The organism is Mucilaginibacter sp., from assembly GCF_025362475.1.
Taxonomy (GTDB): domain Bacteria; phylum Bacteroidota; class Bacteroidia; order Sphingobacteriales; family Sphingobacteriaceae; genus Mucilaginibacter.
The window spans coordinates 24,736-43,671 of sequence record NZ_JANYGH010000071.1 but is presented as its reverse complement, the minus strand read 5'-3'; the positions used below and the strand labels follow the sequence as shown (position 1 = coordinate 43,671).

18 protein-coding genes are annotated in these 18,936 nt (G+C 43.1%); 14 read left to right on the top strand and 4 right to left on the bottom strand.

From position 1 onward, the window contains the following. Positions 1-74: 74 nt before the first annotated feature. Positions 75-842, bottom strand: a complete 768-nt coding sequence (locus Q0R88_RS24665) for a Ku protein (RefSeq protein ID WP_295721090.1) — start codon at positions 840-842, stop codon at positions 75-77. A gap of 210 nt (positions 843-1,052) precedes the next feature. Here Q0R88_RS24665 and Q0R88_RS24660 point away from each other — a divergent pair, with 210 nt between their 5' ends. The 6 genes from Q0R88_RS24660 to Q0R88_RS24635 all read left to right on the top strand — a co-directional run bounded on the left by Q0R88_RS24660 (position 1,053) and on the right by Q0R88_RS24635 (position 8,688). Further along, positions 1,053-1,739: an SIMPL domain-containing protein gene (locus Q0R88_RS24660; RefSeq protein ID WP_295721089.1), complete on the top strand. Its 687-nt coding sequence runs from the start codon at positions 1,053-1,055 to the stop codon at positions 1,737-1,739. A 584-nt stretch (positions 1,740-2,323) separates the two neighbouring features. Continuing rightward, positions 2,324-3,196, top strand: coding sequence for a neutral zinc metallopeptidase (locus Q0R88_RS24655; protein ID WP_295721088.1), 873 nt, complete (start codon positions 2,324-2,326; stop codon positions 3,194-3,196). A gap of 840 nt (positions 3,197-4,036) precedes the next feature. Beyond that, positions 4,037-4,447, top strand: a complete 411-nt coding sequence (locus Q0R88_RS24650) for an ester cyclase (RefSeq protein WP_295721087.1) — start codon at positions 4,037-4,039, stop codon at positions 4,445-4,447. Between the two features lie 372 nt (positions 4,448-4,819). Beyond that, the gene (locus Q0R88_RS24645; protein ID WP_295721085.1) at positions 4,820-4,963 is read left to right on the top strand and encodes a hypothetical protein; all 144 of its coding nucleotides are present in this window, start codon (positions 4,820-4,822) and stop codon (positions 4,961-4,963) included. Positions 4,964-5,156: 193 nt separating this feature from the next. Next, positions 5,157-5,555, top strand: coding sequence for a (deoxy)nucleoside triphosphate pyrophosphohydrolase (locus tag Q0R88_RS24640; protein ID WP_295721084.1), 399 nt, complete (start codon positions 5,157-5,159; stop codon positions 5,553-5,555). Next, on the top strand, positions 5,542-8,688 hold the full coding sequence (locus Q0R88_RS24635; RefSeq protein WP_295721083.1) for a DEAD/DEAH box helicase: 3,147 nt from the start codon (positions 5,542-5,544) through the stop codon (positions 8,686-8,688). Before Q0R88_RS24640 ends, Q0R88_RS24635 begins: the two co-directional genes overlap by 14 nt. A 27-nt stretch (positions 8,689-8,715) precedes the next feature. On the opposite strand, the gene Q0R88_RS24630 is transcribed toward Q0R88_RS24635, so the two are convergent. Continuing rightward, the gene (locus Q0R88_RS24630; RefSeq protein WP_295721082.1) at positions 8,716-9,141 is read right to left on the bottom strand and encodes a hypothetical protein; all 426 of its coding nucleotides are present in this window, start codon (positions 9,139-9,141) and stop codon (positions 8,716-8,718) included. 113 nt (positions 9,142-9,254) lie between these two features. On the opposite strand from Q0R88_RS24630, the gene Q0R88_RS24625 reads away from it, so the two are divergent. The 4 genes from Q0R88_RS24625 (at position 9,255) to Q0R88_RS24610 (ending at position 13,220) form a co-directional block, all read left to right on the top strand. Beyond that, entirely contained in the window at positions 9,255-9,572 is a 318-nt protein-coding gene (locus Q0R88_RS24625) for a hypothetical protein (RefSeq protein WP_295721081.1), read from the top strand. 491 nt (positions 9,573-10,063) lie between these two features. Then, positions 10,064-11,302 (top strand): hypothetical protein, encoded by a 1,239-nt coding sequence (locus tag Q0R88_RS24620; RefSeq protein WP_295721080.1) that lies wholly within the window; start codon positions 10,064-10,066, stop codon positions 11,300-11,302. Between the two features lie 78 nt (positions 11,303-11,380). After that, a complete protein-coding gene (locus Q0R88_RS24615; RefSeq protein WP_295721079.1) occupies positions 11,381-12,034 on the top strand; it encodes a LysM peptidoglycan-binding domain-containing protein in 654 nt (217 codons plus the stop codon). A gap of 358 nt (positions 12,035-12,392) precedes the next feature. After that, entirely contained in the window at positions 12,393-13,220 is an 828-nt protein-coding gene (locus Q0R88_RS24610) for an N-acetylmuramoyl-L-alanine amidase (RefSeq protein ID WP_295721078.1), read from the top strand. Between the two features lie 115 nt (positions 13,221-13,335). Here Q0R88_RS24610 and Q0R88_RS24605 read toward each other — a convergent pair whose 3' ends face one another. Continuing rightward, positions 13,336-14,994, bottom strand: coding sequence for a glutamine--tRNA ligase/YqeY domain fusion protein (locus Q0R88_RS24605; RefSeq protein ID WP_295721077.1), 1,659 nt, complete (start codon positions 14,992-14,994; stop codon positions 13,336-13,338). Positions 14,995-15,141: 147 nt separating this feature from the next. On the opposite strand from Q0R88_RS24605, the gene Q0R88_RS24600 reads away from it, so the two are divergent. From Q0R88_RS24600 to Q0R88_RS24585, 4 genes are all read left to right on the top strand, one after another. Next, positions 15,142-15,504, top strand: a complete 363-nt coding sequence (locus Q0R88_RS24600; RefSeq protein ID WP_295721076.1) for a TM2 domain-containing protein — start codon at positions 15,142-15,144, stop codon at positions 15,502-15,504. 34 nt (positions 15,505-15,538) lie between these two features. Then, entirely contained in the window at positions 15,539-16,636 is a 1,098-nt protein-coding gene (locus tag Q0R88_RS24595) for a Nif3-like dinuclear metal center hexameric protein (protein ID WP_295721075.1), read from the top strand. Beyond that, on the top strand, positions 16,636-17,379 hold the full coding sequence (locus tag Q0R88_RS24590; protein ID WP_295721074.1) for a C4-type zinc ribbon domain-containing protein: 744 nt from the start codon (positions 16,636-16,638) through the stop codon (positions 17,377-17,379). Before Q0R88_RS24595 ends, Q0R88_RS24590 begins: the two co-directional genes overlap by 1 nt. Positions 17,380-17,444: 65 nt before the next feature. Next, the gene (locus Q0R88_RS24585) at positions 17,445-17,828 is read left to right on the top strand and encodes a DUF2809 domain-containing protein (RefSeq protein WP_295721073.1); all 384 of its coding nucleotides are present in this window, start codon (positions 17,445-17,447) and stop codon (positions 17,826-17,828) included. A gap of 19 nt (positions 17,829-17,847) precedes the next feature. Here Q0R88_RS24585 and Q0R88_RS24580 read toward each other — a convergent pair whose 3' ends face one another. Continuing rightward, positions 17,848-18,918 carry a PA0069 family radical SAM protein gene (locus Q0R88_RS24580; RefSeq protein WP_295721072.1) on the bottom strand — a complete coding sequence of 357 codons (1,071 nt, stop codon included), beginning with the start codon at positions 18,916-18,918 and terminating at the stop codon, positions 17,848-17,850. Positions 18,919-18,936: the final 18 nt, after the last annotated feature.

The following is an 18,936-nucleotide window of genomic DNA, read 5'->3' as shown; positions in this document are numbered from 1 at the left end:
AACCCTGTCTATACAATTCATTAACAGACACTTTACGCAGGAATACAAGAGATTAAAGCATCTGCACACCCCGCCTATGCCTTCTTCGTTTTTAAACTACTCAACAGCTGATCATACAGATCATCGCTGCTAGCTTTATGCGGTTTAAGTTTCTTGACCGTTGCCCGCTTGCCCTTTGATTTTGCTTTGATGATCTTCAGCAGCTCGTCGTTATATTCATCCTTAAATTTAGATACATCAAAATCTTCGGCGTACTGATTGATGAGGGCCAGGCCCACGTCGAGCTCCTTTTTGCTTACGGTAACATCATCACCAATGTTCAAATCCTCCGTACCACGTATTTCCTGCCCAAAGCGGATCCGCGTAACCACCAGCACATGTTCAACCGGGTGTACAATGCACAGGCTCTCGGTACTGCGCAGTACAAAACGGGCCAGGCCTGCTTTTTTTGATTGGATGAGCGCTTTTAATAATAGGGCGTAGGCTTTATTGTTTTTGGTATCGGGTTCGGTATAGTAGGATGTTTCGTAAAACATGGGGTTTACGTCGGCAATGTCTACAAAACTTTCAATCTCAATCACCTTGCTTTTTTCGGGTGCGGCATCCTCAAAATCCTGATCCTCCATAATCACATAATCATCGTTCAGCTTATAGCCTTTTACAATTTTATCGTAAGGTACCTCCTTATGCGTACGCTCATTAACCCGCTGAAAACGGATCCGCGCATGATCGCGCCCATCCAGCATATCAAAATCAAGCGATGATGTTTGCACCGCCGAAAATAGCTTTACAGGAATGTTCACCAATCCAAACCCAATTGACCCTTTCCATATCGACCTCATAACCAACGTATTTTTAAACACTTATAACTATTAAAAAGGCCAAAGGGTTTTAACAACGCCAAAGTAATGCCGCGTTTTGTTAAACAAAAGCACTTCATTTTTCTTAAAGCAATTAGTAACGCGGTTGTAAATAATTGGTGCTGCCTGTTACACATTAAACTATTAGTACGTTACCTTAGTCATAACATACAAAAAAATCATACATCACACATGAAGAAGCTATTTATCCTTGCAACCCTGTTAACATTTACTTATGGTGCCTTTGCGCAGGCTGTTGATCTGCGCCGCAAAATAGAAGTTACCGGCATTGCCGAGCAGGAAGTTACCCCCGATATTATCAACGTTACCATTTCTTTACAGGAATATATGGACGGTAAAAAACACATCCAAATCAGTGACCTGGAAAGCCAGGTGGAAAAAGCCGTTAAAGAGGCCGGTATCCCCGCTACCGATTTTACCGTGAACAACGTATCTGCCTGGAACAACATCTACCAAAAGAAAAAAACTCCCGACTTTTTAGCCGGCAAACAATACGGTCTGCGCATCCGCGATCTGAATAAGTTTAATCAAATCGTATCTAAAATCGACCCTAAGGGTATCATGTCGACCAATATTGACAGCTACGACTATTCCAAAATCAACGACCTGAAGAATGAGCTGAAACTGAAAGCCCTGATCTCGGCCCGCGACAAAGCTTCGTTCCTGCTGGCCGGCCTGGGCAACAAACTGGGCGATGTGCTTAACATTACCGAAAGCGATAACAGCAGCTTCCCGCAGCCACGTGCCTATAACACCATGATGTTTAAAACAGCCACCGCGGATGCTCCACCCTCAGATATCGACTTTAAAAAGATCAAAATCAGCCTGCAGATTAACGCTGTTTTTGAAATAAAATAAGAGGACACGGCACTACCTTATAAAAAACCTTTTTGTCATCCTGAACGCAGTGAAGGATCTATTAGCGAACTATGCAGAGCGAATAAGCATGGCGAATAACAGATCCTTCACTGCGTTCAGGATGACATTTTTATGCCTATCCCTAAAAAGGCCTGTCACCCTGAGCTTGTCTAAGGGGCGTGCGCAGAGGCCTTTGCCTACATTCTTCGACAAGCTACCCATGACGTATTGGATTTTGAGACGTGTGTGCCTGTCAGTCTGAGCCTGTCGAAGACTCGCGCGGAGAGGCCTCTGCCCGCTATCCTTCGACAGGCTCAGGATGACAACCATTTTTGTTACGTCATTTTTTCCTTCAGAGGCCAAAACGGTTTTCAAAACTCAGCAGGACAGCCTCTTTTTAAAACGTCATTTCCTCCTCAGAGTTTCCCTAAATTTACTACTCAGGATTGATGACATTTTTTTAATCGTCCTCAATATCACCATACAACCTAACCCTCCACGCAAATAAACCCCAATTCATGGCGGCCAGGGCGCAAACATTTTCCTTAGCCATATTGTTACCCCTTTAAAAAAATCATAAAATTATGCAGTGGTTTGGCAGGGGCGAAAGCGATAATGTAGAAGATCAACGTGGCAGCGGCGGTGGTCGCGGGTTGGCGGTGGGTGGCGGTATTGTAGGCTTAATAGCCGCCGCAATTTATTTTTTTACCGGCATCGATCCCTCACAGGTGCTTAACCAGGTAAGCAGCAACCAACCCCAGCAAACCGAACAGCAGGCAAAGGACCCCAATGCGCCCGAGGACAACGGCAAAAAATTTGTGCGCGTAGTGCTTAAAGATACCGAAGACATTTGGGGCAAGCTTTTTGCCGATATGGGTCGCCAATACCAGGACCCTAAAGTGGTGCTGTTTACCGATGCTGTACAATCGGCATGTGGCAACGCCAGTTCGGCCACCGGACCATTTTATTGCCCCGGTGATGCCCGCGTATACATCGACCTTTCTTTTTACGATGAACTTAAAAACCGTTTCGGTGCCGCCGGCGACTTTGCCCAGGCCTACGTGATAGCCCATGAGGTGGGTCACCATGTGCAAAACCTGCTGGGTGTAAGCGCCAAAATGGACCAGGCCCGCAATCGCCTCAGTCAGCGCGAATACAACAAACTTTCGGTAAAGCTGGAACTACAGGCCGACTTTTACGCCGGCGTATGGGCTCATTACGAGCAAAGCATAAAAAAAGTGATCGATGAGAAAGATATTAAAGACGCCCTGAACGCTGCCAACGCCATCGGCGACGACCGCCTGCAACAACAAACCCAGGGCCACGTTGAGCCCGATAGCTTTACCCACGGCACCAGCGCCCAACGCATGTACTGGTTTAAAAAAGGCTACGAAACCGGCGACGTAAAACAAGGCAACACCTTTGCCGATGACCGTTTAGCGCTGGTGGTTAATTAGGTATTGGGCGAAGGACGTTTAAAAAGATTTGTCATCCTGAACGATTTGTCTTCCTGAGTTGTAAAATCCGGTGGCGTCTTAAGGGGAAAATGACGTAACAAAAATGGCTGTCATCCTGAGCCTGTCGAAGGATAGCGGGCAAAGGCCTCTCCGCACGAGTCTTCGACAGGCTCAGACTGCCAGGCCCACACACCTCAAAATCCAATACGTAATGGGTAACGTAGTGAAGGATCTATTCGCAGACTTTACCAGGCGAATAAGCATGGCGAATAACGTTTAAAAAGATTTGTCATCCTGAACGATTGGTCATCCTGAGTGGTAAAATCCGGTGGCCTCTGAAGGGGAAATGACGTAACAAAAATGGCTGTCATCCTGAGCCTGTCGAAGGATAGCGGGCAAAGGCCTCTCCGCACGAGTCTTCGACAGGCTCAGACTGACAGGCCCACACGCCCCAAAATCCAATACGTCATGAGTAGGAACGAAGGATCTATTCGCAGACTTTACAGGGCAAGGAAGCATGGCGAATAACAGATCCTTCAAATCGTTCAGGATGACAAAAGCTTTTTTGTAAGTCTATTATTCTTACTCCCTTAATCCTTCGTTCAAAAAAAATCCTTGCTCCTTGCTCCAAAAATCCTTACTCCCTTCCGGGGCATTCCCGCCGATAGAGGCGGTCAGGCTATCCGTTCATACTGTGCGGGCTTTAAGCGCTGGGCCGGTATCCACTCCTATCCTTAATGCAACAGCCGTCTCCGCATGAGCAAGCATAAAAAAAATAAGTTAATTTGTTGAATTTTAAACAATTACATAACTTAGCGTAGCAATAAACCTAATACCGATATGTCGTTAAAAGAAGAACACACAGAGTTTGTACTTCGTTGGTATAACGAAGTTTGGAACAACAACAACGAAGCCCTGATCGGCGAAATGTTACACCCCGAATGCAACGCATTAGGATTGGGCGAGGAACCCGTTATCGGCTCCGACGGTTTTAAAGAAGTGCACCGCTTTTTTAATGCCAATTATGAAAACATTCACATCGATGTGCACGAGGTTTTTGTTGATGGCGACTACGCAACCGCCATTTGCACCTTCACCGCTAATTATAAACCAACCAATGCCCCGGTTAAATTTTCGGGCACATCCATAACCCGCATTGTAAACCAACAAATTACCGCTGCCTGGAACTTTTTCGACTTCCTGACGCTAAATCTCCAGATCGGAAAAATAAACGCCGAACAGTTAAGGTAAGCGGCTTTGTTATTTGTGGCTCAAATAGCGTAAACTAACCAAGGTTACAACTCACCCGACTTCGCTACGCTTGTCACCCTCTCTTCAACTTCGTTGGAAAGAGGGAACTGAAAATTAAAAATGAGCTTCTTTTTGGCCCTCTTTCCGGCGAAGCCGAAGAGAGGGCCGCCGTCCGCGAAGGGCGGACCGGCGGGGTGAGTCGTTACCAGTATACAGAGCCGGGTGCATGGTTTGAAATCTAAACACGTCATAGTGAAGCACCATACTGTGAACTGTGCAGGCAACGCTATCACTATCGTAAGAAATTCATCCAAAACGCAGCTTCTATAAAAGATCCAAAATATTTATACTCGCGTATTAACAATACGTAATATGAATCAGGAAATTATAAAAGATGCTTTATACAGTGCTTTAACATTGTTAAAAGATGAAGTTGAAAGCGTCATTATTCCCGAGTTAAGTGAAGAATACTACAGGGTAATTGACAAAATTGAAATCGCTTTGAAAGAAATTTAAATAACTCTTTTAATTTGAATGAACATGCCGATTTGCTTTCAATTAACAACCGACCAACCTACAACCTGCCCCTTTTGCGGAACAAGAACAGATATCATTTCCAGCTTTTTGCATACCATCCTTCAACTATCCATAAACGAATGTTTAAATACCCAATGTAAACACGTATTTTTCGAAGTAGAAGATAACAACTGTGATTAAAGTAACCTGTGCCCTCATTGTCAACAATCAATCCCGCATCCTGGCCGCCCAACGCAGCCAGACCATGAGCCTACCTTTAAAATGGGAGTTTCCCGGCGGTAAGATAGAACCCGAAGAAACCGCGGAAGATTGCTTAATCAGAGAAATTAAGGAAGAATTAAATATTGAAATCAAGATAATACAAGCCTTACCATCCAACACCCATACTTACCCTAAAATAACTATTGAACTTATACCCTTTATTTGTGAGCATATAAATGGCGAAATAATATTAAAGGAACATGCCCAATTTAAGTGGCTGCATACAGATGAATTGTTAGCTTTGGACTGGGCAGATGCAGATGTGCCTATTATAAATCATTACTTAAACCTTTTAAATGCCAACAGTTGAATTAGGGCTCTACGAGCAATTGATTAATAAACTTATTGCTAACAAGTTAGATCTATTAAGTACCGACACCTATTTCATCAAAAGCACTCAACTGGATAAAGAAGAAGCTTCAAGATACCTAAGCCTGTATTTATCCGAGACCATAAAATTTGCCTTAAATGAAATTAAGGACGAGCATAAAACGCTTAAGCAAATTGAGCTTTCTAATAAAATCATTCAATTACTAATAAACGAACTTCCGGGTATTAATCTTTCGGACAATTTGATTGATAACGAAGGCAAAATATTAGATGCCGTTTTCTCCAAATTAGATGCTCCTTTTGCTGATTTTAATAACCGGATAAAAGAAATTACCCCTTATACTCGATTAAGTCAAAGCGAATTATTTACAGGCAATAATGTGGGGATCTCCTTAGAAAGTGAGATCAAAAAAGAGATCCTTTCATCCGATGAAATTTGCTGGCTGGTATCTTTTATCAAATACTCGGGCATCCGCATTTTTAAAGAAGAGTTAGAAGAGTTCACCAATAGCGGTAAAAGACTGCGAATCATCACCACCTCTTACATGGGTGCTACCGACGTAAAGGCGATTGAGTTTTTATCCAGCTTAAAGAACACCGAAATAAAGGTTTCCTATAATTCGGACCATGAGCGTCTACATGCAAAGGCTTACTTGTTTTTAAGAAACACCGGGTTTACAACAGGATACATTGGTTCATCCAATATTTCAAGATCGGCCTTGACCAATGGCTTGGAGTGGAATTTGAAAGTAACATCTAAAGAGATCAATCATATTATCGATAAGTTTAAAAAGACATTTGAAACTTATTGGGTTGATAAGGACTTTGAACATTACGAATTTGGTAAAGACAAACAGAAACTGAGTGCTGCTTTAAAACAACAAAAATCATTTGATAAGCATAGCATAACCAGCTTTTTTGATTTAAAGCCTTTTCCTTATCAGGAAGAAATTTTAGAGAAACTACAGTCGGAAAGAATTGTACACAATCGCTTTAAAAATTTGGTTGTTGCCGCCACCGGGACAGGTAAAACAGTGATCTCCTCTTTTGATTATCGGGATTTTAAAAATAACAATCCACGGGCAAGGCTCCTGTTTGTTGCCCACCGTAAAGAGATTTTGGAACAAGCCCAACAAACGTTTCAGCATGTGCTAAAAAATGCAAACTTCGGCGAACTTTGGGTTGATGGGTTGGAGCCGGATAATTATGAGTTTGTATTTGCTTCGGTTCAAACCTTAGTAAATCAAATCAGTAAGCTTTTGTTATCGCCTGATTTTTATGACTACATTATTATTGATGAGGTGCACCATATTGCGGCATCAAGCTATCGTCCTATCCTCGCACAATTTAACCCCCAGGTTTTATTAGGCTTAACCGCAACACCAGAACGGAGCGACGGCGAAGATATTCTAAAAGATTTTTGCGAAGTAATTGCTGCCGAAATCAGATTGCCAGAAGCGCTTAACAGAAAATTACTTTCGCCATTCCAATACTTTGCTTTGTCAGATAATGTCGACTTATCAAAGCTCTCCTGGAAAAACGGCCGGTATGAAATTAATGAGTTAACAAAACTATATACCGAAGACGATAGGCGATTGAGCGACATTTTAAACAACTGTGATAAGTACCTCACTGATGTACATGATGTAAGAGCTTTGGGCTTTTGTGTAAGCATGGACCATGCCCGATATATGGCCGAAAAGTTTACTTTGGCAGGCTTAAAAGCGGATTACTTAACCAGCGAAAACTCATCTAATCGTGCAGAGATTAGGGAACGCTTCCGCAATAAAGAAATCAACTACCTGTTTGTACGAGACATTTTTAACGAGGGTGTTGATATCCCCGAAATTGATACGGTATTATTTTTAAGGCCGACTGAAAGCCTAACCATATTTCTGCAGCAATTAGGCCGTGGTTTGCGCCTGGCTCCAAATAAGGATTGCTTAACCGTATTGGATTTTGTAGGCAACGCCCGGCCCGAGTACGATTTTGAACATAAGTTTAGAGCACTGGTAGGTAAAACCCAAACCTCAATAATTAAAGAGATCGAAGACGAATTTCCGCATTTACCTTTAGGCTGTTCCATTGTTTTAGAAAAGAAAGCTAAAGAAGTAATCCTAAGAAATATTAGAGTAGCCATAGGATTTAACCGAAGACAACTAATCATTAAAATTCAAAACTATAAACATCAGTCAACACTATCTTTAAGCCTGCAAAACTTCATTGAGTTTCAACATATTGAACCCCAACTGATTTACAAAAAAGATAACTGGAAACGGCTTTGTGTTGAAGCGGGCATAATTGAAAACTTCATCGAACCGAATGAAACAGAAATAACGGGTTGCATCAAACGATTGCTAAGATGCAATTCTATAAGCTATCTTAAATTTCTGCGGAACTTGATTGAAAGTAATTTCAATACAAACGCATGGAGCGAAGAAGAAAATTTGATGCTTTTGATGTTCCATTATGATGTTTGGCAAAAAGCTGGCCCACAATTAGGGTTTGCATCACTAAAGGACAGCATCGAACAGATTTCAAAAAATCCGGTAATGGTGTCCGAATTATTGGAAGTGGTTAATTATCTAATTTCCAAAGTCGACTTTATTGAAAAAGACATCGACCTGAATTTCGCGCTCCCATTAAAAGTACACAGTAGATATAACCGTAGCGAAATATTGGTTGCAACAGGCTTGCATCAATTTGATAAAGCATCATCAAACCGGGAAGGTGTGGCTGCCAATAAAGAGTTGAATATGGAATCGCTATTTGTCACCCTCAAAAAATCAGAGAAGGAATATTCGCCATCTACCCTGTATGATGATTATGCCATCAACGAGTATTTATTTCATTGGCAATCTCAAAATGCCACCGCTCCAGAATCGCCCAAAGGTTTATCCTACATCAATCATAATACCCAAGATAAAAAGATCTTGCTATTTGTACGTGAGCAAAATGATGATGAATATGGTTTTACCATGCCCTATGTATTTTTAGGTGAGGCCAATTACATCAAATCGAGTGGTTCAAAACCGATGAACATAGAATGGCAATTACATGAGCCAATGCCTGCATACATTTGGAAGGAAAGCGGAAAGTTGGCCATCGGATAAGTTCACTTGCGAATAATTCAATAGATATCAAATATTTTTTAGTATTGATTCATAAATATCTTTTGTTATTTCTCTGACGCCATCTCGCCAATAATTAGACTCCCTTGATGGAGGAGTTTTTTCAAAATATTTATTAGTCTTTGCATCGATAAAATATATCGCCGTTTTAAACCTCGTATAATCTTTAAAATCACAAAAGGAATTTTTGGGATTTTCGGGATCTATTTTAATTGCACCTATTTCAGCCAGTCCAAAGTAATGTGCTTTCTTACTCAGTCTTTGATCCTCAAACGCTTTATCCTTTAAAACACCTTTGTAATATATAATCTTAGTGCCGGGTACTAAGATTCTTAAATATTTATTTGGAAAATGATATTTTTTACCTTCTATATCATCCCATTTTGAAACGTCATTTTGAGTTATAATTGCGTATGGCATACTTCTATTTTCCACCAAATTAGTGTTATTTATCTAAATTTAAAATATCTCCTTATACATACCTATTTAGTTCCTAAAGTTCACTTATCTCCGATTGCCAACCCCAAACCATCCGCCTACATTGCGGCATGGCGAACATCCAATTCAACTACCTATACCGCGATGCCGGCAATTACAAAATATATGCTTCGGTAATCTTCGCCAACCCGGGCAACATTAGTCTTACAGAACTATCCGCCCTCATCCAATCCAAACTGATTGATCAAATCTGGTTCTACGCCGGGGATTGGCGCCTGCCCGATCTGCGTTCAGAAACTTTTAACGATGACATTGACCCCGCCTGGCACGAGTTTGAAAATATTGAATATATCGAGGAGGCTGCGAACGCAACCATCAATCTACCGGATTTTACGGGCAGGATAAAAAACACAAATTGGATATATTGATTAATGAGGCCGTCGATAGGTGATCCTCGCCTTACCTGCTATTATTTAGTGTAAATCGAGCGTCCCTGCTCCAAAGGAGCAAAAGCTTTGTAGCAATTCAATATTCCCGCCTTGCATTATAAAACACGTTGTCATTCCGAACGAGGTACGAGGAGGAATCTTATACAACATGCGGTCAGCTATGCAGGGTGTATAAGATTTTTCGCTACGCTCAAGAGGTGGTTTCTCTTTCGCTCCCCCGCTCTTTCTTCCCCATGCTCTATCGAAATGACATTTTATTTTATTTTATTAAAAGATGAGTGCTCCCATATTCTCTTTACAGTATTCCCCAGGTATGCCTTTGCAACACACCTAATGTGCTCAAAATCACGCCGTTTTTCCAAAAAATGACTATAAATAACTATTTGAAATGGGGTTTATTTTAAACAAATTGCATTAAGGTACTAAATATCAACCTATTAAACCATACGATAACCTAACCAAAACAACCTATGGCAACCGACGACACATCCGACGCATCTAAAGATAAAAGCGACATTGCTTCGCGCGAAAACATTGCCCGTAATATCACCCGGTTCTCTATTTACGGCACCATAGGCTTAGGCCTGATAACCCTTGTTTATATATTTCTTGTAACACCACAACAGAGTATGAACAGTGAGGATAACTTGAAATTTATTGATAAAAAAATTCAGGTCATCCAATATGTTTTTACTGCATTGCTGCCATTATGGGGCACATGGATGGGTACCGTGATAGCGTTTTACTTTTCAAAAGCAAATTTCCAGGCTGCTAATGACGGTGTTAAAAAGCTGTTTGAGCAGATTAGTCCTGCGCAAAAACTGGAGTCGACCAAATGTAAGGATGTGATGATTCCGTTTGAAAAGATCAAGCCTTTTCCACTTACCTCTACCGCGCCTGTAGAAGATAATGCGGCCGACGAAGCCCAGGAAGCCGCCAAAGCCGCCGACGAAGCCTTAACCAATGCTAAAGCAGCAGCGGATCAGGCGGTACAGGATGCACAAACTGCTACAAGCAACGCTGCAGCTGCGGCCGCGGCTAAAACAGCCGCCGATGCCGCCCTCGACGACCCTGCAATTAAAGCCGACCCTGCCGCCCTGGCAGCAGCCCAAACAGCTGCAGCTGATGCCGCTACTGCTTTAGATGCTGCAAATGCCGCAGCAGCAACAGCAGCTACTGCAGTAACAGAGGCGAATGCAGCTGTGGTAACAGCCCAGGCGGCCAAAACAGACGCCGATAGTAAAGCTGCCGAAAAAACAGCCGCGGCAGCAACAGCGAATACCGGACCGGTAGACCAACTGGCCAGCATTAAAATTTTAGATGCCATAGCCTTTATGAAAGAAAATAAAATAACCAGGCTCCCCCTATTTAATGGTAAAAAACTGCTTTACATTATTCACCAAAGCACATTTGAAAAATTCATAACAGAAATATCAACCACCGCCACCTTAAACATCCCTATAGCTAATGCAACCGTAAACGATATGGTAACCTGTGGATCTGACGATGTTAAAGGTTATTTGTTGAATGGGGCGCAATACATTGATATCAATGCCAATTTAAGGCAGGCACAGGCCTTGATTGAGAAAAACGCTTATTGTCAGGACGTATTTTTAACTACCAATGGTAATGCAAGTGAAGATGTAATAGGCTGGGTAACCAATAACAAGATTGCCGAAAACTCTAAAGATTTGAAATCGGGCAGCTAACCTGCATGTAGCAAGCCCGAAGTATTATTCATCCTTTATAGGTACCCGTATTTTTAAACGCATAACCTTAAAACACCTATGCAATACACCATTAAAGCCGGCGATACACTCGGCAAGATTGCCGGCAAACAGAGCATCCCGGTGAGTGCCCTGATGGCGCTTAACCCGCAGATCACCAACATCAACCAAATTGCGGTTGGCCAGGTTATTAACGTGCCCAATATGCAGGATGTACCTGCTAACGCCCCATTTGATATGCCTTTAGCTATATCAGATTTGATTGCCCATGCCCGTAAGGTAGTCAATTCGCCCATTTTGTATAAGCTGGGCAGTGGCGGCATGTTCCCAGGGGATGCACTTCCCTCGCGTGACGGCCTGTGCGATTGCAGTGGCTTTGTTTGCTGGGTGCTTCATCTTTCGCGCCAAACCACTATTCCGTTTTATAAAAAGTATGGCGGCTGGATCTTTACCGATTCCATGGTCGACGATGTAAATAGTTCATCGGGTATTTTTGAAAGAATTACCGTACCCCAGCCGGGTTGTATTGTGGTTTACGGCGCCGGCAGTAAAATTGGTCACGTAGGTATCGTATCCGAAGTGGCAAACGGCGCTATGAAAAAAGTGATCCATTGCAGTTCCGGAAACTCCAGAACTTTTAATGCCGCTATCCAGGAAACACCCCCAACCGTATTTAACCGACCGGATGCCTTATGGGGCCGCTTTGTTGGTTAATCTATTTTTCGGGGTGATGACATTTGCATTTTTCTGATGCTACATATAACGGTGCAGATAAACACCTCCATCAACCATTTTAAAACTACTGACAAGAACCTGTCAGTGTTCGGATTTTCAAAAAGCTGGTGTTCGGCCGTGTTCGGGCAAAATATTTAAAAAATATAAGTAACTGATAATCAACACCTATAACATCTGCCTCAAAAACAACCGAACATTCAATTTATTGATTATCAACACAATAAATTTTATCCCACTCCAAAATCCCCCTATCCCCCCACAAAACCGAACACCCCACCAGAACACTTTTCTGCCTGAATGGTTATTTGCTTACTTTAGCACTTAAGCATCGTCGCCTATGAAAATTACCGTATACTCCATACTTGCTTTAGCCGTACTGGCAACCCTCAGTTCCTGCTCGCCCAAAGGGCCATACGCCTTCACCAACAAGGTATATAAACACCAAACAGATTCGGTACTAAAAGTGATAGCCCTCGAGCAGCCCGCCATGCTGGTTGATAGCCTTGGTGCCGCCATCCCCAGCGAGTGGGTAGGTACCGTGAACTTTAATGCCCGCAAACCCAACTATGTAATTATTCACTATACCGCCCAGGATTCGGCCAAACAAACCCTCAAAACCTTTACCCTGGTTAAGCCCCAGGTGAGTGCGCACTATGTTGTAGGCAAGGATGGCAAAGTGTACCACATGCTTAATGATTACCTGCGTGCCTGGCAGGCCGGTATCAGCAAGTGGGCCAGCATCAGCGATATGAATAGCTGTTCCATCGGTATCGAGATTGATAACAATGGCCACGAGCCCTTTAATGATGTACAGGTAAAAAGCCTGCTGGCGCTGCTGGCTCAGCTTAAAAAGGCGTATAATATCCCTACTGCCAACTTTATAGGCCACCAGGATATTGCCCCAGCCCGTAAACCAGACCCCGGTCCGCTATTCCCCTGGAAACTGCTGGCCCAAAAAGGTTTCGGATACTGGAGCGACGACCTGCTTGAACTACCGCCCGACAACTTTGACTATGCCACAGCCCTGCGCCTGATAGGTTACGATACCAGCAACCTGCCCGCCGCTATAACAGCCTTTAAACGCCACTTTGTACAGGTAGAAGACAGCCCCACCATGACCCAGCTGGATTTGAACGTGTTGTATAATGTGTATAGGAAGTATTAGCCCCCCAGCCCCCTCAAGGGGGAGCCTTTGATTTGCGTGGGCCCAAAAAAAAGCCCGGCATTTTGTGCCGGGCTGATATATTTTTTAACTCCCCCTTTAGGGGGCTGGGGGGCTTTTACTTCTTCACCCACCCGTCCTTCAACGTTACGGTGCGGTTAAATACCAGCTTATCGGCAGTGGAATATTTATCCAGGGTAAAATAGCCTTTCCGCATGAACTGTACCGGGGTTCCGGGTTTGGCGTTAGCCAGGTCGGGTTCAATGTAGACGGTTTGTATTACATCCAAACTGTTGGGGTTAAGGTAATCTTTAAAGTCACCATCCTCACTTTGCGGGTTCTCCACCTGGAATAAACGGTCGTAAAGCCTTACTTCGGCGGTTTTGGCATGCGGTACGCTCACCCAATGAATAGTTCCCTTAACGTTAATGCCGCTGGTATCATTCCCAGATTTTGACTCAGGCAGATAGCTGCAATGAATCTCGGTTACATTGCCATCGGCATCCTTCACAAAGTCGTCACAACGGATGATGTAGGCGTTCTTCAACCTCACCATCAGGCCAACCCCTAACCGGAAAAATTTCTTAGGCGGCACTTCCATAAAGTCTTCACGCTCTATCCATAACTCGCGGCTAAACGGAAACTCGCGGCTGCCGTCACCGTCCTCAGCTTCAGGATTGTTTTCACCATGCATGGTTTCTACTTCACCTTCAGGATAGTTGGTAAGGATACATTTTATAGGATCCAGAACGGCCATACGCCGCCATGCGGTTTTATTCAGGTCTTCGCGGATACAGAACTCCAGCAGGCCAACATCAATCATATTCTCGCGTTTGGCTACGCCGATGCGTTCGCAAAACTCGCGGATACTTGCAGGCGTATAACCCCGGCGACGCAAACCACTAATGGTAGGCATGCGCGGGTCGTCCCAGCTTTCTACGTGCCCTTCCGTAACCAGTTGCAGCAGCTTGCGCTTGCTCATTACTGTGTAGTTAAGGTTTAAACGGGCAAACTCGTATTGCTTTGACGGAAAGATGCCCAGCTGATCAATAAACCAATCATACAAAGGACGGTGAGGTATAAACTCCAGCGTACAAAGAGAGTGGGTTATATGTTCAATAGCATCCGATTGACCGTGCGCGAAATCATACATAGGGTAAATGCACCAGGCATCGCCAGTACGGTGATGATGGGCATGCTTAATACGGTACATCAAAGGATCGCGCAGATGCATGTTTGGTGCAGCCAGGTCAAGCTTGGCACGCAGCACCTTGGCACCATCGGGGTATTTACCGGCTTTCATATCGGCAAACAACTGCAGGTTTTCCTCAACAGACCTGCTACGGTACTCATTAGGGGTGCCCGGTTCGGTTGGTGTACCTTTTTGTGCAGCTATCTCCTCGGCGCTACTGTCATCAACATACGCCAACCCTCTTTTGATGAGGGCAACGGCAAATTCATATATCTTATCAAAATAGTCAGAAGCATATAACTCTTCGGCCCATTCAAAGCCCAGCCATTTTACATCTTCTTTAATACTATCAACATATTCCACATCCTCTTTAACGGGATTGGTATCGTCAAAGCGCAGGTTGGTTTTACCGTTATATTTTTGAGCCAGGCCAAAATTTAAACAAATGGATTTGGCATGCCCAATATGCAGGTAGCCATTAGGCTCGGGCGGGAAACGGGTTAATACCCTGCCATCGTTTTTGCCGGCGGCTATATCTTCTTCAACAATTTCCTCTATAAAGTTCAGTGATCTTTCTTCGCTCATAAACAACAGTTATCAATAACCACAAAAGTAACAAAAATTTTAAGCCCTAACTTTATAAACCGGAACTGTTCAAGCACGCAATTAGCATATTGTTTTTATCATAAAATAATTAAATTTGGAACAACTTAAATCAAAAACCTATACAATATGAACATGTACAAAGATCCTTATATGAATTTTCAGGATATGACGCCCGAGGAAATGGGCTTTTTGCAACAAGCCACCGCCGGACTAAATGAAAATCAAACAAAGTATTTTTACATGGTTTATACCAGCAAACGCAAAAACGCACAGGAAATATTGTTATTTACCTTACTTGGCTTTATTGTGATTGCAGGTGTGCAACGTTTTGTACTGGGCCAAATTGGTATGGGTTTACTATATCTTTTTACAGGCGGCTTTTGCTTTATAGGTACTATTGTTGATTTGATAAACAATAAATCGCTCACATTAGAGTATAATAAAAATATGGCTTATGAAAGCCACCGTATGGCTATGTTAACCCAATAATTAACCCAGGCCATATTATAGCTAATACTTATTCATGAAATTATCCGCCCTTACCGCCTACCTTGAAAGCCTTGCGCCACTGGTTTACCAGGAAGATTATGACAACGCCGGCCTAATTGTAGGTAACCCCGATCAGGAAATAACCCAGGCGCTGCTTTCGTTAGATTGCACCGAGGCCGTGGTTGATGAGGCTATCGCTACCGGCAGCCAGGTAATTATATCGCATCATCCTATCGTTTTTAAAGGGTTAAAAAAGTTTAATGGTAAAACTTATGTAGAACGCGTGGTGGAGAAAGCCATTCGCAACCGCATAGCCATATATGCCATTCACACCAACCTGGATAACGTGATGACCGGGGTTAACACCCGCATTTGCGATACCCTGGGCTTAAAAAACTGCCGCATACTGGCACCCAAACACAACCTGCTTAAAAAACTGGTCACCTTTGTACCCCATAGCCATGCAGATGCTGTGCGCGAGGCTTTATTTGCAGCCGGCGCAGGCAATATTGGTAACTATAGCGAAGTAAGCTTCAATGCCGAAGGAACCGGAACTTTTAAAGGCAATGAACTTACAGTACCCCACGTGGGCGAGCCAGGCAAGCGTCACCACGAAAGCGAAGTTTGCATCCAAACCGTTTATCCTGCCAACCTGGAGAGTAAGATTATCATGGCGTTGATACTTGCTCATCCGTACGAGGAGGTAGCTTATGACCTTTTCAGCTTAACTAACCAAAACCAGCAAGTAGGCTCGGGAATGATAGGCGAACTGGAAGTGCCGCAGAACCAGGAATCTTTCCTTTTCCATATAAAGGATAAAATGCGCACCCATGTAATAAGGCATACCGCTTTTACAGGCAAACCAATTAGAAAAGTAGCTGTTTGCGGCGGTGCAGGAGGCTTTTTGCTGAAGCATGCCATAGCCGCCGGAGCCGACATTTTTATCACTGCCGACTACAAGTATCATGAGTTTTTTGATGCCGAAGGAAAAATAGTGATAGCCGACATCGGACACTTTGAAAGTGAACAATTTACGGTGCAATTAATGTATGATATAATTAGAAAAAAATTCCCTATCTTTGCCGTCCGTTTAACAGAAGTAAATACAAACCCCGTCAAATATTTTATTTAATGGAACAAACCGTAGAACAAAAGCTTAAAGCTTTATACGAACTCCAAACCATCCACACCAAAATTGATAGGATTCGCCAGGTAAGGGGTGAACTGCCAATGGAAGTTGCCGACTTGGAAGATGATGTTGCTGGTCTTGAAACCCGCATACAGAAAATCAAATATGAGCTGGATGATGTGGAGGATGAAATAGTAACCCGCAAAAACCTGATCAAGGATGCTCAGGCAAATATCAAAAAATACGAAACGCAACTTAACGAAGTTAAGAACAACCGTGAGTACGATGCCATATCAAAAGAAATTGAGATACAGGGATTAGATATACAGGTAAGCGAGAAAAAGATACGGGAATTTGGTTTTGAAATATCTTCAAAAACCCAGGTATATGAAAAAGCGCTTGCTGATCTGGAAGCACGTAAGAGCGATCTTGATGCTAAAAAAGATGAGTTAGGTGTTATTACCGCCGAAACTGAGAAAGAAGAGAACGACCTTGTTGCACAAGCAGAAAAGGCTACTCCAAATATCGAAGAGCGTTTATTAACTGCTTACAACCGCTTGCGTCAAAATGCAAAAAACGGATTAGCTGTTGTTACTATTCAGCGCGATTCATGTTCAGGTTGTTTTAACCAGATCCCGCCTCAGCGCCAGTCTGATATCCGTCAACGTAAAAAGATCATCGTTTGCGAGCATTGCGGACGTATCCTTGTTGACGAGCAAATGGCTTTAGAAGCAGAGAACGCATAAGCAATAGTCTTTAAAATTTAAAAAAGGTACCCGAAACGGTGCCTTTTTTTGTGAAGCAAATTTTTATGAGTAAGTTAAGGCTAACCTATTTTATCCTCACAATAGCTACCATAATCACTGGGCTGCTTTCCCGGCATTTTAAATTTATCCCTCTGTTTATTGGTGATATCCTTTGGGCGCTGATGGTTTACTTTATCGTACGCTTCCTGTTCATCTACAAGCCGTCAAAATCCATCATCATAGCAAGCTTGCTGTTTTGCTACGCCATAGAGTTTAGCCAGCTTTATAAAGCGCCCTGGATAAACGAATTGCGGCATACCATTTTTGGCAAGCTGGTTTTAGGCGCAGGTTTTTTATGGAGCGATCTGTTATGCTATACGGTTGGGGTGGGGATTGGTGTTCTGTTAGATTTATACGCCATCAGGAAAAAAACACAAACTTCTTTTTAGGCGACAAAGCCCGCCATTCTCAAAACATACTGATTTGTTTTCCCTTCTTCGGCACAAATAAGCTGTAATCATATTCTGGCATCTCCCTGCCCGCCATAAAGCGATTACAGGCCATTCTAAACATCTGGTGGATAGATTCTGCCACCTTACCCCCGCCGCTCATTCTACGGCCAAAATCGCTATCATTTAGCTGCCCGTCATGGCACTCGCGAATCATGTTGAGCACTTTCTCTGCTTTATCAGGAAAGGCTTTGTAAATCCAGTCGCTAAATATTTCGGCGATACTTCCATTGAGGCGCACAATGGTAAAGCCAGCAGCTAATGCTCCCCTATCGGCAGCTGCCTTAATGATGTTAGGCACTTCATTACTGTTCAATCCGGGAATTATGGGGGCTGCCATAACCCTCACGGGGATGCCATTTTCTGAGAGTTTCTGCACAACAGCCAATCGCCCGGTGGCCGTTATAGTACGCGGTTCTAATTTTTGCCGAAGCTGTTCGTTTAGTGATGTTATAGAAATATTTACATGCACCAGGTTCATCGCGGCAAGTTCTGTAAGAATATCAAGATCGCGCAGAATTACATTGTTTTTGGTGATGATGCTTACGGGGTTTTTATATTGCAAAAACACCTCCAGAAGCTGCCGTGTTATCTGCAATTTACGTTCAACAGGCTGATAACAATCCGTATTGCCAGATAGCATGATACATACTGGCTTATAGTTCTTTTTATTAAAATATTGTTCAAGCAATTCGGGGGCATTGCGCTTGATGATTATCTTCCGCTCAAAATCCAACCCAGCGCTAAAACCATAGTATTCATGGCTATTACGGGCGTAACAATAAATGCAGCCATGCTCACAACCCTGATAAGGATTTAAGGAGTACATGTGGCTTAGATCCGGGCTGTTAGATTCGCTTACTATCTTTTTGGGTGTTTCTTCAAAAAGCTGGGTTGAGCTATTTTCAAGCAAGGGCTCGTCGATCCCTTCAATATGGTCGGCCACATATTTATTTTTCAGAAACTTATTTTGCGTATTAACCTGCGCGCCCCTGCCTTTAAAAAAGCCAGAGCCATCCTCTTGTGCCATATGGCAAATTTGCTAATT